This is a genomic window from Kocuria atrinae C3-8 (assembly GCF_000286355.1).
Classification (GTDB): Bacteria; Actinomycetota; Actinomycetes; order Actinomycetales; family Micrococcaceae; genus Kocuria; species Kocuria atrinae_A.
Genome location: NZ_AJXN01000056.1, coordinates 20,220 through 34,221, shown reverse-complemented (window position 1 = coordinate 34,221; position 14,002 = coordinate 20,220). Strand labels below are relative to the sequence as shown.

General features: G+C 65.8%; 7 protein-coding genes and 6 pseudogenes. 3 read left to right on the top strand and 10 right to left on the bottom strand.

Annotated elements, in window-relative coordinates; genetic code table 11:
- Nucleotides 1-38: 38 nt before the first annotated feature.
- Together YO9_RS17430 and YO9_RS0107260 are read right to left on the bottom strand one after the other, a co-directional pair.
- The gene (locus YO9_RS17430) at nt 39-578 is read right to left on the bottom strand and encodes a hypothetical protein (protein ID WP_223286250.1); all 540 of its coding nucleotides are present in this window, start codon (nt 576-578) and stop codon (nt 39-41) included.
- 68 nt (nt 579-646) lie between these two features.
- Entirely contained in the window at nt 647-871 is a 225-nt protein-coding gene (locus tag YO9_RS0107260; protein WP_202976189.1) for a DUF3263 domain-containing protein, read from the bottom strand.
- A 66-nt stretch (nt 872-937) separates the two neighbouring features.
- Here YO9_RS0107260 and YO9_RS0107255 point away from each other — a divergent pair, with 66 nt between their 5' ends.
- From YO9_RS0107255 to YO9_RS20740, 3 genes and pseudogenes are all read left to right on the top strand, one after another.
- Nucleotides 938-1,621, top strand: a complete 684-nt coding sequence (locus YO9_RS0107255; protein WP_016996868.1) for a uracil-DNA glycosylase — start codon at nt 938-940, stop codon at nt 1,619-1,621.
- A gap of 19 nt (nt 1,622-1,640) precedes the next feature.
- Nucleotides 1,641-2,341, top strand: a pseudogene (locus YO9_RS21880) (siderophore-interacting protein).
- Nucleotides 2,232-2,492: an SIP domain-containing protein gene (locus YO9_RS20740; RefSeq protein WP_317259785.1), complete on the top strand. Its 261-nt coding sequence runs from the start codon at nt 2,232-2,234 to the stop codon at nt 2,490-2,492. Before YO9_RS21880 ends, YO9_RS20740 begins: the two are co-directional and overlap by 110 nt.
- A 4-nt stretch (nt 2,493-2,496) precedes the next feature.
- Here the strand turns inward: YO9_RS20740 and YO9_RS0107240 are convergent, their stop codons facing one another.
- The 8 genes and pseudogenes from YO9_RS0107240 to YO9_RS0107200 all read right to left on the bottom strand — a co-directional run bounded on the left by YO9_RS0107240 (nt 2,497) and on the right by YO9_RS0107200 (nt 13,937).
- Complete coding sequence (locus YO9_RS0107240; RefSeq protein ID WP_223286249.1) at nt 2,497-4,509, bottom strand: threonine/serine exporter family protein; 2,013 nt, start codon at nt 4,507-4,509, stop codon at nt 2,497-2,499.
- A gap of 86 nt (nt 4,510-4,595) precedes the next feature.
- A complete protein-coding gene (locus YO9_RS0107235; protein ID WP_016996866.1) occupies nt 4,596-5,678 on the bottom strand; it encodes a lipid II:glycine glycyltransferase FemX in 1,083 nt (360 codons plus the stop codon).
- A 115-nt stretch (nt 5,679-5,793) separates the two neighbouring features.
- Nucleotides 5,794-7,702 (bottom strand): annotated as a pseudogene (locus YO9_RS0107230) (FMN-binding glutamate synthase family protein).
- A gap of 121 nt (nt 7,703-7,823) precedes the next feature.
- Nucleotides 7,824-8,105 (bottom strand): HPr family phosphocarrier protein, encoded by a 282-nt coding sequence (locus YO9_RS0107225; protein WP_016996865.1) that lies wholly within the window; start codon nt 8,103-8,105, stop codon nt 7,824-7,826.
- A 109-nt stretch (nt 8,106-8,214) separates the two neighbouring features.
- A pseudogene (ptsP, locus tag YO9_RS0107220) lies at nt 8,215-9,850 on the bottom strand (phosphoenolpyruvate--protein phosphotransferase).
- 106 nt (nt 9,851-9,956) lie between these two features.
- Nucleotides 9,957-12,137 (bottom strand): annotated as a pseudogene (locus tag YO9_RS0107215) (PTS fructose transporter subunit IIABC).
- 57 nt (nt 12,138-12,194) lie between these two features.
- Nucleotides 12,195-13,150, bottom strand: a pseudogene (locus YO9_RS0107205) (1-phosphofructokinase family hexose kinase).
- Nucleotides 13,147-13,937 (bottom strand): annotated as a pseudogene (locus YO9_RS0107200) (DeoR/GlpR family DNA-binding transcription regulator). The pseudogenes YO9_RS0107205 and YO9_RS0107200 overlap by 4 nt, the downstream one beginning before the upstream one ends.
- Between the last annotated feature and the right edge of the window lie 65 nt (nt 13,938-14,002).

The window sequence follows — 14,002 nt, the reverse complement described above, 5'->3', positions numbered from 1 at the left end:
GGAGTGCCTCGACTGCGCCGGTGTCCGTACCGCCAGGCTCACCGGCAGGTGCTTCGGGCACGACCGGGGCTCGACCGGTGCTTCGGGCGCGGGGATTGGCGGGAGCCTCGGGAGCGGGCTGCGCGGGGAGCGGCCGGAGGGGCTGGAGCTTCCGGAACGGCGGGCGCCTCAGGTGCTGCCGGAGCAGCCGGATCCTGGGGCACGCCCGGGTCCGCGGGTGCCGCGGGATCCTGGCCGGGCACTGCGCCGTCGCCGGGTGCGGCAGGAACCTCGGGCGATGCGGGATCGGTGGGTTCTTCCGACGGTCCCTCAGAAGTTTCGGACGGGCTGGGTTCTGTAGTACTCGTGGTGATGTTCCCGGAGGGTGCGGGAGTGTTCTCCACCGCATCCTGGGCAGTGCGCGGCGCGTTCACGAATGCCACGGTTCCCACGGCCAACGCCAGAATTCCCGCGCCGACGATCGCCAGGAATCCCTTGCGAGAACCGGTGCGCGCCTGAGGATTATGACCTCGGTGGGCACCTTGACGCGTTCCGTCCTCGGGAACGTCATCGAATTCGTCGCGGGGGTATTCACTCATTATTTGCGCTTCCGGTCAGCCATGGTTTGTTCCTACTATCCCACGCCCGCGCCGGGATCACCTACCCGTCAGCGCAGCCGCGCCCGGCGCAAACGCGAGATCAACATGGGAGCGAACCGAGCGGCGTCGTCACGGTCGATCAACGCGTTGAGCCGCTGGTAGTAATTGACCGGGCTCAGCCCCAAACGCTGGCGGATCGCCGATTCCTTGGCGCCGCGGTACTTCCAGTGCTCGGACTCGAGCTGCAGGATGGCCTTGTCCAGGGAATCGAGCCCGTCGTCTGGTTCAGCCATGACAGCCACCATAACCGGTAATCTCGTACCCGTTATCCGCATCCGCTCTTGAATGGAGACCAGCTCATGGCCGACCCTCGTCCGTTGAACGAGATCATGAGCGATGACTGGGCTCGGGCGCTCGAACCCGTGGAGTCGACCATTCGGCAGATGGGCGAATTCCTGCGCTCGGAGCACGCCGAAGGCCACCGTACTTTCCCTAGTGGCGACAATATTTTCCGGGCTTTCCAGGAGCCGCTGTCCCAGGTGAAGGTCCTGATCGTTGGCCAGGACCCTTATCCCACGCCGGGCCACGCCATGGGTCTGTCCTTCTCGGTACAACCCCACGTTCGCCCGATTCCCCGGTCCCTGCAGAACATCTACAAGGAGCTGCAGTCGGATCTGGGCGTGACGCCTCCTGAGCACGGCGATCTGTCCTCGTGGTCCCAACAGGGCGTCATGCTGTTGAACAGGGCCCTGTCCGCGCGCGAGGGTTCACCCGCGTCTCACCGCGGCAAGGGCTGGGAAGCCGTGACGGAGTGCGCGATCAAGGCCCTGGCCCAGCGCGGCACTCCCCTGGTGGGCATCCTGTGGGGACGCGACGCTCGCGACACCAAGCAGTGGCTGGGCGGTGCACCCACCGTGGAATCCGTGCATCCCTCGCCGCTGTCCGCCTCTCGGGGCTTTTTCGGCTCGCGCCCGTTCTCGCGCGCCAATGCACTCCTCGAGGAGCAGGGTGCTCAGCCCGTCAACTGGACGATCGCCGATTAGGATCACCTAAGCTGGGCGCATGGAGAAGACGACTGCGCGCAAACCTCGGAAGCCACAGCTCAACCTCGAGGTGGTCGAGCACAGAGAGCTGTCCCCCGGCATGGTGCGCGTGGTGTGCAGCATTCTCAATCACGAGGACTACCAGGACATCGAGCCGCCCGAGAAGTACGTCAAGCTGGTCTTCTTTTCCGACCAGACGCTCGCAGAGACTCCGGCGGGAGAGTTCCCGGATTATTGGTCCGTCCGCGACACAGCCGCCCCCGAGGACCTCCCGGTCACCCGTCACATGACGCTGCGCCGGTACGACGCCGCCGCGGGCACCTTGTGATCGACGTCGCCCTGCACGGCACGGAAGGTCACGCGGGCCCGTGGGCCGCCACGGCCAAGCCCGGCGATCGTCTGGTGGCCGTGGGCCCCGGAGGAAAATGGCAGCCGGATCCCGAGGCATCGTGGACGCTGCTCGCCGGTGACGAAGCGGCCATTCCCGCCGTCCTCGCGAACGTCGAGCCCTCCCGGAGAACGCTACGGGTCTGGCGATTCTCGAGGTTCAGGACCCCGCGCACCAGCACGACCTGGCAGACGTGGCCATTCCGAAGGGCGTGGAAATCCGCTGGGTTCACCGCGCAAGTCAACAGCCGGGCGAACGCGCCTCGTGACCGCCATCGCCCAGGCAGAGTGGCCTGCGAACCTCAACGGCGTGCAGGTTTTCGTGCACGGTGAGCGGGAGGCCATGAAAGAGGTCCGCAAGGAGCTCTTCGACCGCCGCAGTCTGGACCGCTCGCAAGTCTCGTTGTCCGGATACTGGGCCGCCGGGCGGACCGAGGACCTCTTCCAAGCTGAGAAAAAACTGCCGGTCGGCAAGATCCTCTAGTGACTCAGCGGCGCCGGTTACGGCGCAGCGAGAAGATCTTCATGCGCTCCACGAACGGTCGCATCAGATAGTTTCCGAGCACCACACCGGAGGCCATCATCACGATGGACGCCATGGCATTGATCAGGCCGGTGAATCCGTCGCCGGTTGTCTCCATCTCCACGGTGATGGCGTACATACCGCGGAAGATGGACAGTCCCGGCAGTAGGTAGGTCATGGCGGGGATCGCCAGGATCGTCTGCGGGATGCGCGAGCGCGCGGCGAGCAGGGCCGCCACGCAGCCGGTGGTGGTAGCGCCCAGGGCGGTGTCCAGGCGCGCTCCGAGCCCGTAATCGCCCCCGATGTGGAACACCAAGAGACCCGCCAGGGCAGCCAGCACAGCCGGGAAGATGTGCCGTGGCTTGGCCTGCATGGTCAGGGCCACCAGAGCCGTGGAGATCAGCATGAACACCGTGTTGGTCAGGGCGTCCGGTGGTGTGAACGACGACTGGGACACGTCGATACGAGGGACACCCATGTACCCGGACAGGGCAATACCCACCGCGATCCCGGCAATGATTCCCAGGAACGCGAACGACGTGGACATCAGGCGCCCCATGGCCGTCACGGGGAACCCGTTGATGGCGTCCTGCATGGTGGACACCATGCGCGTGGTGGGCAGCAACATGATGATGCCACCCGCGATGACTCTGGGTGGTGACAGGTCCACACCCAGAGCGGAGATTCCCATGGCTGCGAGCGTCACGATCAGGGCATTGGCCGCCAGTGCGAAGAACTCCGGAATGCGCCATGCACCGAGTTTCGACGACACGATCTGGACGAGCACCGAAGACACCGCGGCCACCAGGGCCCCGGCCGCGCCACCGCCGATGGCCGTGGTGATCGTGGCCGCCGCGAACACGGTGGCCAGCCACACGGCCCACTTGGGGTAGGGCTTGGGTTGGGAGTTGATCTCGCTGAGTTCCCGCTCGGCTTCCTTGAGGGGCATGGTGCCCTCGATGATGCGGGTCACCAACTGGTGTGAATTGGCCAGGCCCGCGTAGTTGTCGGTCCATGACCGCACCACGCGCATGACCGTGTGGCTGTACGTGTTGGGATCATCCAGCACGTCCTGGCTCGTCCGGGACGTGGTGATCTGCCCCGTGCCGTCCTTGTTGTGGCCGGCGGCCGTGAGCTTGCCGGTCTCGGTGATCTCGGCAACGTAGTTGATGGTCACCGACTGGTTGGTGATGTCCACCTCGAGGTTCTCCACCCCGTAAGTCGCGCACACCGCGATGATCGCGTTCTCCACGTCCAGGGCATCAGCGCCGTAGTGGAACATGGTCTCCGCCAGACGGAGTGCGAAGTTCAGGGTTCGGCGGGCCTGCCGATCATTGCTGTCCCCGAAGCGCCGAAGGTGCTGGAAGGGCGTGGCCGTGAGCCGGTCCACCACGCGCATGGGCGCGGTCGGAGCGGCGTCGCCCCGGATCATGGACTTGAGCTTGTCCTTGGAAGACCGCGCCACCCGGGTCCGGGTCGACGGATAGACACCGCGGGGAACCTGTGTGGTGGCCGGAGCCGGTTCGTGGGCGACTCCCGAGGTTTCGGGGCGCTCGACCACCGTGGTCTGAGCTGCTCCGCGACGAGAGATCTGAGTGACCGGCCTGGTGGCCGCGGCTCCTTGCGGACGCGGGGTGGCCCCAGCCTTGTCCGCTTCGATCTGGCTCGGGGTGAGCACGGGCAGCGCACCCACCTGGGAGGAAACTCCGCCCTCTGCCGCCGAACCGACCCGCCCCGCGGGGACGATCGGTTGCATTTCGGTAGCAAGCTGAGCGCGGGTCTCCGCGCGTGCCGCTTGCGACTCGGTAGGTCTGACGGCCGCGGCGGGGAATCCGTACATCGTGACCGGACGGGCCGCGCTGGTCAGAGACGTGTCGCCACCCGGTCCGAACGGTTCGCCGTCCAGGTCATCCAGCCCGGGTGCCGCCCCGGACGACGGATAGCCGTGGTGGGCAAGCTCCCGAAGTTGCTCGGTCACGCTCAATGCCGTTGAACCTCCCTGACCCCGCAGGTACTGCTAGTGGTGATAAACGGTGTACAGACGAGCTTCTACGCCGCCGTGGATCAGTAGAACGGTTGGCCGGTGCGGCGCACCCAGAGCTGGCGCTGCACCTTTTCTCCGATGTTCGCCCACGCGGCGTACTTGGCCTTGTTCAGAGGCTGGTCCCACAAGCCCACGTAGTCCACGACCGTCTTGGTGAAGCTCGTCTTGAACAACCCCAGACCGTAGTAGTGGTGTTCCTTGTTCTTGAGCTGGTCGCTGGGCGGGGTGCCGCAGAAATCGTACTGCTCGATCTCGAACTCGTTCTTGAGATCCAGGATGGCCTGCCACTGCAGCAGGTGCGAATCGCCGTACTGCTTACGGCGCGGCTTGGAGCCACCGTCCTTGTACGTGCCCTTGGAGCCGTAAGCGATCACGTAGGCGCCCACGGAGGGCTCGCCGTCCTCGTAGGTGAAGTAGAGCCGACCCTGGCCGCGTTCGGCGAAGTTCGTCCAGAACGCACGGTAGTACTCGTAGGAGCGCAGGGTGACTTTGGCGTGACCCTGGCCCACGGTGTCCATGAGCGCGTACATGGCGCGCATGTTCTCTTCGGTGAGTTCGACGCGCTCCACTTCGCAGCCCTCGCGGGTGGCACGGCGCACGGCGTTGCGACCGCGCGAGTGCAGCGACTTGAGCAGCGCCTTCTCGTCAGGGGTCGTGTCCAGCACAGCGGTGGAATCATTGGGCTGGATCTCGAAGGACTTCACGAGTCCGCAGCGGGCCAACAGGCCGCTCGCGTAGTCGGAAGCGAGGATTTCGGGTTCGTACTTGATGGCGAAGACGCCCTTGGCGGCGCCGGCCACGAATTTCTTGTTGGCCGCCACAATCCCGGGCATGTCGTCGATGGACTCGACGTCCGGCCCCTTGATCATGTACCAGATCTTCCCGAGCCCGGGGACGCGCTTTTCGAGAGCCAGGTTGTAGCTGGGCTGGGAACCGTCCGTGGCCTCGTACACCACGTAGCGCGGGGTCCAACCGTGGTCCTTCTTGACCTCCGCGAAGGCCTGGGACTGCAGCAGGTTTCCGCCAGACGGATTGGCCGTGACGTGGGAGTCCCACGCGCGAATTTCTTCGTCAGTGGCAAAGCGTGCGGTGAATTCTCGCAAGGCTCTCTCAATCCTGATTCGGTGCCGGTAGCTCGGTGAATCTGAGGCGACGCCGCTGCTTGCGACGCCGCCTCAGGTGGAATCTCCGACCTACATTCTAGGTCAGTTCCCGATCTTACTTGTCGGCCGGGTCCACGTGGCCGTCGGTCTCGCCTGCACTCGAGGTTGTGTGCTGAGCACCGGGTTCGGTACCCGGCTGACCCTCGGCGCGCTTGGTGTCTCCCACGTTTCCGGACCGGCGGTCGTCCTGTCGCGAGGCGGTCCCGGCCAATTCGTGATCGGCCAATCGGGGTGCGGTGCCTCGCTGGGGCTCGGGGGTGGCTTCCGAACCGAGCGCGGAGGAACCCTGCGCCACGGTTGCCAGTTCCGGTTCACGTTCCACCGTGGTCTCACCCTGGTGCGTGAACTCCGTGCGGTCGTTGAACACGTACTTACCGGGGTGGCCCGGGGTGAAGCTGTCGGCGTTGGCGTAGTCCCAGTCCTCGCCCCAGCCCCCTTGGACCCCTTCGAACAGCTCACCGCGTTCGAGCCAGCGGTAAAGCGACTCGTAGGAAACGCTCTCGGTCGCGGTGATGCGACGGCGCAGCATCTGGCGTGTCATCTGTTCCGGGCTCTCACAGCCCATGGTGGCGATGATCTGGCCGGCCTCTTCAACGGTCAAGCGGTGGTAGCGCTCCACACGGTCACCCTTGGAATCCACGTCCAGCGCACGGTACAGCTTGGGGTCCTGGGTGGCCACGCCCACCGGGCAGGTGTTCGTGTGGCACTTCTGCGCCTGGATGCAACCGACGGCCATCATCATGGCGCGCGCGCTCATGCAGAAGTCCGCACCCTGAATGATGTGGCGCACGATGTCGTGACCGGAGATGATCTTGCCGGCCGCACCAATCTTGATGCGATCACGCAGTCCGGTACCCACCAGAGCGTTGTGCAGCAGGATGATGCCCTCGACCAGCGGGGTACCCACATGGTCCTGGTATTCCAGAGGTGCAGCACCGGTGCCACCCTCAGAACCGTCCACGATGATGAAGTCCGGGGTGATCTCTTCCTCGATCATCGCCTTGCAGATGGCCAGGATCTCCACACGGGAGCCGATGCACAGCTTGAAGCCCACGGGCTTGCCGTTGGACAGTTCACGCAACTTGCCGATGAAGCGAATCAGTTCCCGCGGGTGGTGAATGCGGAGTGGCTGGCCGGGGAGATGCAGGTCTCCCCCACCGGAACGCCGCGGGCCTCGGCAATTTCTTCCGTGACCTTGGAACCGGGCAGCACACCACCCAGCCCGGGCTTGCGCCCTGGGACAACTTCACGGTGATGGCCTTGACCTGCTCCAGGTTGGATTTCTCCCGGAACTTCTCGGGATCGAACTGGCCGTCCTTGTCGCGGGTTCCGAAGTACCCGGAGCCGAACTCCCACATCAGATCCGCGTTGTAGGCGCGGTGGTACTTGGTCAGCCCACCCTCACCGGTGTCATGGGCGAACCCACCCTGAGCGGCGCCCTTGTTCATGGCCAGCACGGCGTTCTTGGACAACGAACCGAAGCTCATGGCCGAGATGTTCAGCAGTGACGCATCGTAGGGCTGGGTGCAGTCCGGACCGCCCAATCGCACGCGGTGGCCCAGATCGGGCACGGCCTTGGGTGCGATGGACTGGATGAAGTATTCATAGCCGGGCTCGTTGACGTTGAGTTCGGTGCCGAAGGCCTTGTCACCCTTGTAGCCCTTGGCACGCGAGTAGATCAAGGAACGCTGATCACGGTTGAACGGCTTGCCGTCCCAGTTGCGTTCGATGAAGTACTGCTGGATCTCCGGACGGATCTCTTCCAAGAAATACCGCGCGTGACCGAGAACCGGGAAGTTCCGGAGGATCGAATGCCGGGGTTGCACGGCATCGCGGATGCCCACGATCAACAGCAGAATGAAAATGACAGCGAGGATCCACCATCCCCAGGGACCGAGTATCGCTGCTGTGACCGTGGCGATTACCGCCACGATCAGGGCAGCCAAAATGAGAATTCGCACCATGCCATCACCGTACTCCCGAATCAGCGGGAGCGCGTGACATTAGCGCCTGTATGACATATCGGACACCACACGTTGTGGTGTCCGATATGTCACTTTTCATGCGGTGATATGAATGAAATCACTATTCCGCATCGTGGTCGGTCTCGATGATCGACACCAGGTGGTCGAGAGCCTCGTCGGCGCCGTCGCCGTCCGCGGCCAGGATGACCTTGTCTCCGTGGGCCGCGCCCAGGGACATCAGGGAGAGCACCGATGCGGCATCCATGCCTTCCTCGGCATCTTCGCCGTCGGAACGGATGGTGATCTCCAGGTTTTCGTACTCACCGGCGGCCTCCGCGAAGATCGCTGCCGGTCGTGCGTGCAGCCCCACTCGCGAGGCTACGGTTGCGGTGCGTTCTGCCATTGCAACTCCTCTGTGTAGTCGCCTGTCCGATTCGGGGCCCGGACAAGGCGTGCTTCCATTGTGTTCCGTGCCACCCGGGTCTGTCCCCAGGGCGCACCGAGTGTTTCGCTCAGAGTCCGAGCTCCTCCAGCACGGGCAGTGCGGCTCGAACCACCTCGCGGGCCTCCTGAGCACTTGTGGAGTCCAGCGCGGTCTGCGCCACGGTGCGAGCTTGCTCCGGATCGACCCGGGAGAGTACCGCGGCCACGGCCGCCAGCGAGCGCGGGCTCATGGACAGGGTGTTCACGCCCAGCCCCACCAGCACCACCGCTAGAGCGGGATCCGCGGCGGCCTCACCGCACACGCCCACGTTCTTGTGCACTCCCGACGCCGACGACGCCGCTCGCGCACCCGCCGCCGTCCGCTCGATCATGCGCAGCACGGCCGGTTGCCACGGCGAGTTGAGTTCGGCCAGTGAGCCGAGCATGCGGTCTGCGGCCATCGTGTACTGGGTGAGGTCGTTGGTGCCCAGGGACACGAAGTCCACTCGGTCCAGGATCTGCTCCGCGGTGATCGCTGCGGCCGGGGTCTCGACCATCACGCCGGACACCTTCAGTCCCGCCGCGTGGACCAGTCCGGCGAAATGTTCCGCCTCCCCCGCCGTAGAGATCATGGGAGCCATGACCCACACGTTCGCCTCGGTCTGATCCGCGGCGGCGGCAATGGCCCGCAGCTGACGTTCCAGAACGCCGGCGTGGTCCAGTCCGTACGGTAGCCACGCACGCCAACGCGGGGTTGGGTTCGGTGGTGTCCGTGAGGAATGGAAGGGGCTTGTCCGCGCCCGCATCCAGGGTGCGCACCACGACCTTGTCGGAACCGAACGCCTTGAAGATCTCGACGTAGGCTTCCGTCTGCTCCTCCACCGTGGGTTCGGTATCGCGCCCCAGGAAGCAGAATTCGGTGCGCAACAGTCCCACGCCCTGCGCGCCCGCCGCAGCCGCCGACTGGGCGTCGTCGGCAGTGCCCACATTGGCGAGCAACGCGACCTCGGTGCCGTCCGCGAGCGCGCCGTGGCCGTTGAAGGTGACCAATTGCTCGGAGGCCCTGTGCCACGCGGCGACCGCTTGTTCTTGTTCCTCACCGGGGTGGGTGACGACAGACCCTGCGGAGCCATCGACGAACACCCGGGTTCCGGATTCGATGTCGATCACACCGTTGGCCGCAACGACCGCGGGTAGTCCCAAATTTCGGGCAAGGATCGCGGTGTGGGATTGCGGTCCGCCGGACGAGGTGACCAGGGCAATCACGGTTTCCGGGTCGAGCACGGCGGTATCCGCGGGCGCGAGGTCCTCGGCGGCCAGCACGAAAGGCTCTGTCCGCTGCGGCACTCCCGGCGCGGGCATACCGCGCAGTTCGGCCACGATGCGTGCGCGCACGTCCTCGATGTCCGCAGCACGCTCGGCCATGTAACCGCCCATGGCGCGCATCTGATCCGCGTAACCGGTGGCCGCGTCCCACAGGGCACGTTCCGGGCTCAAGGAATTGTTGCGCACCAGCTTGGCTGCGTTCTTGATGAGTGCCTTGTCCCCCGCCATGAGTGAGGTGGCCTTGAGGACCTCGGCAGCTGCCTCGGAACGAGCGCGCTCGGCACGCTCTTTCAACTCGGCCTTGACGGCCTTGGCCGCTTCGTTCAGGCGTTCGACGGCGCCCTCGGCCTCCTCCACGAGCGGGTCCCCTTCCGGGGGTGCCGCCACGGGCGGTGCCATGGGAATCAGCGGTGCGATCACACGACCGGGGCTGACGCCCACGCCGGTGTAACGCAGCTGCGTAGCAATGGTTTCTGACTGGGTATTTTCCATGTCGTTCACACCCTTAGGCGTTGACGGGAGCGGGTTCGGCAACGGTGGCCTCGGCCACGCGCTTGCGTGCGCCACCGATGTGCTTGAGGGCCACCACGGTCACGGCGGTGATCACGGTGCCGACCAGGATGGACAGAATGAACCAGATGGGTCCCCCGATGGTGGGAATGACCCAGATACCTCCGTGCGGTGCCACTGAGGTGACACCGAAGGCCATGCTCATGGCACCGGTCACCACGCCACCGAGCATCGAGGCGGGCAGCACGCGCAGCGGGTCTGCCGCAGCGAAGGGAATGGCTCCCTCAGAGATGAAGGACGCACCGAGCAACCATGAGGCCTTACCGTTCTCGCGCTCCTGCGGCGTGAAGTACTTGCGGCCCAGAACCGTGGAGGCCAAGGCCATACCCAGCGGGGGAACCATGCCCGCCGCAATCACGGCCGCCATGATTTCCTGCGGGGCAGTATTCGCTACCGTGGCGGCACCCAGGCCTGCGGCCGCGAACGAGTACGCCACCTTGTTGATGGGGCCACCCAGGTCAGCGCACATCATCAGTCCGAGCACGGCTCCCAGCGCCATGGCGGAAGCACCGCTCATGCCGGTCAACAGACCGGTGAGCCACTCCATGAACAGGGCAATGGGCCCGCCGATCAGGAAGAACATCAGACCGCCGGCGAACAGCGTGGCCAACAGCGGAATGATCACCACGGGCATGAGCGAACTGAGCCAGCGGGGCAACCGCGGAAGCGTCAGCCAGTAGGCGCACAGACCCGCGAGCAGACCGCCCACGATGCCGCCCAGGAACCCGGCGCCCATGAAGTTGGCCACCAAACCCACCGTGAAGCCCGGTGCGATACCGGGCCGGTCGGCCAGACCGTAGGCGATGTACGCCGCGAGTGCCGGCACCAGCAGACTCATCGAGAGGCTGCCGATCTTGAACAGCACGGCCGCAATGTAGCGCCCAGGGTCACGTCACCCAGGTTGCCCAGAGTTGCGGTCGTCAGGATCTCGTCCGCAGTCACGGGAACGGCCTGCGCGTCCCCGATCATGAACGCAATGGCCATGAGCAGACCGCCGGCGGCCACGAACGGGATCATGTAGCTGACACCGGTCATCACGGCCTTGCGGATGCGAGTTCCCCAGCCTTCGGCGGCGTCCGAGGTCTGGCTCGCATCCGCGGGGTCCCCGCTCACGCGCCTGGCGTCCGGGTTGTCCGCGGCGGCCAGGGCCTCATCGATCATTTCCCGGGGCTCGTCGATGCCACGCTTCACGGCGGAGGCAATGAACGGCAGCCCGGCAAAGCGGGAGCGCTCACGCACGTCCACGTCCGTGGCGAAGATGACGGCTTCCGCGTTGCGAATCACCGAGGGATCCAGTCGGGTGGCACCGGACGAACCTTGGGTTTCGACCTGCAGGTCCACGCCCATTTCGTCCGCGGTGTTCTTGAGCGAATCGGCCGCCATGTAGGTGTGAGCGATGCCCGTGGGGCATGCAGTCACGGCCACGAGCCTGCGCGGGCCGCCCTCCCCTGCGCCCTGGGAGACGGCGTCCTGCGAGGCGTTGTTCCGTGATTCGTCGCCCTGCGCCACGGCGTTGGGTCCGGCCACTGCGGCCGCTGCCGCGGTGGAACCCGCCACTGCGCCGGTAGCCGCAGGTGCCGCGGAATCGGTCGATGCTGAGGCTTGGCCCGCGCCGCCTGAAGGTGCGGCGGCGCCGTCGGTGGCGGGAGCGCGTCGGCGGGGCACCCAGACCGAGTGCGTCATCCACGAGCTCGACCACACGCTCGGGAGTCTCCGCTTCGCGCAGCGAGGCCACGAAGGGCTTCTTCATGAGCGAGCGCGCGAGCTTGGACAGCAACTTGAGGTGCGCCTGGTCCGCTCCGGCCGGTGCGGCGATGAAGAAGAGGATGTCCGCGGGGCCGTCCTTGGCGCCGAAGTCGACCGGCGGGTGCAACCGCGCCATGACCAACGTGGCTTCCGTGACGGCCTCCGACCGGCAGTGCGGGATGCCGATGCCGCCGGGGATGCCCGTGGCGTTCTTGGATTCGCGGGCCAGGGCATCGGCGGCCAGTGCGTCCGCGTTCTCCGCGCGGCCTTCGCGGTGAACGGTGTTCGCGAGTTCGCGAATCACTTCTTCGGTGGTGCTGCCCAGATTCTGGTCCAGCAGGACCAACCTGGGGTTGATGAGGTCCGACATGAGAGCTCCTTGTGGTGTACGCGTGTGCGTAGGTGGGCCGGCCGGCCCGAGGGCCAGCTACAAGGCCGTCACGGTCACGGCTTGCGGTGTGGTGTTGTCGATCGAGGGCATTTGGGTGCCGGGCAGTGCTGCCGCGGCGGATCCGTGGGCTACGGCCTGGCGCAGGCAGTTCTCCGGCGATTCGCCACGGACGTGGGCGATCAGATATCCGGTCAGGGCGCTGTCACCGGCACCCACGGTGGATTTCACGGTCACGGGCTCGTGCACGGCGTGCCACGCACCGTCCCGGGTCACCAGCACTGCGCCGTTACCTCCCAGCGTGCACAGGACCGCACCCACGCCACGTTCCATCAGGGAACGAGCCGCCGACGCCGCGGCGGCCGGGTCCGTTTCGAGGGTTTCGCCGTCACTGCGGCCCAGTAGTTCGGCGAGTTCCTCGCCGTTGGGCTTGATGATGTCCGGCTGGGAATCGACCGTCTCCGACACGGCCTCTACCAAGGGTTGCCTGAGGTGTCCACGGCGATGCGCGGAGCCGCGCTACCCAGGGCCGCGCGCACGCGGTTGGTGATGTGGGCGTAAATGTTCGGGGCCGGGCCGGGCGGCACAGAGCCGGCCAGGACCAGCCACTGAGCACCCGCGCCGCGGGCGATCAGCAGATCAATGATCCGGTCCACGGTGTTGGAATCCAACTCGGGACCGGGCTCGTTGATCTTGGTGGTGGTGCCGTCCGGCTCGGTCACGGTGATGTTCGAGCGCAGCGGTGCGCCCACGGACACGGAGTCGTAGCGCACCCCCGCCCGGTCCAAGCCCTGCACCAGCGGATCATTGCTGTCCCCGGGAACCACCGCCAAAGTGGGCTCGCCGCTGAGCTCCAGGGCCCGCGAGATGTTCACCCCTTTACCTCCGGGGTCCTGACGGGTTCGCTCGGCGCGTTGCACCTGGCCGCGCTGGAGCGCCGCCCCAAGTTCCACGGTGCGGTCGACGGACGGGTTGAGTGTCACGGTGATGATCACGCGACAATCACCTCCACGTTGGCTTCTTCGAGGGCGCGGGAGAGTTCTGCTCCCGGGGCCCGATCGGTAATGAGAGTGTCGATTTCGGGCAGGGAACAGAACTTCATGAGCGTTTCCCGGTCCTGCTTGCTGTGGTCGCACATCGCCACCACTCGGCGAGCGCCGCGGACGATGGCAGTTTTCACCACGGCTTCGATGGGGTCAGGGGTGGAAAGCCCGAACTGCGCGTGGATGCCGTTGCAGCCCACGAACGCGATGTCCGGGCGAAGCTGCTCGTAATGCTGGCTGGCTCGAGCGCCGGTGGCGGCCCAGGTGAGCTTGCGAATTCGACCGCCCACCAGCTCCAGGCCGATGCCGTCCGTGTCTGCGAGCTTGGCCGCAATGTGCAGGGCGTGGGTGATGATCAGGCGTTCCTGCCCGTCCTGCAAGCCGTTGTCACGATGCAGCAGGAGGTCGGCCAGCATTTCCACGGTGGAGCCCGCGTCCAGAACCACCGCGCCCGCACCCGAATCGTCCAGGACATCGAGTGCGGCCGCGGCGATCCGCCGTTTCTCGGCCGCGTTGATCCGCTGCGAGAATCGATCCCCTGCTCCCCGCTGGTGGACTGATCCGCAGACACGGCGCCACCGTGAACTCGTCGCAGCTTCCCTGATTTTTCCAACACCGCCAGATCACGGCGCACGGTCTCCATGGTCACGGAGAATCGCTTGGCCAGCTCTGCACCGTTGACACGGCGGGACTGGGCCACGAGTCTGGCGATCTCTTCTTGACGTTCCTCAGCGAACATTTTCACCTCACGGCTGGGGCTGCGACAGTGGTTCCCCTCACTGTGATGTGAGTTTATGTGTGTTT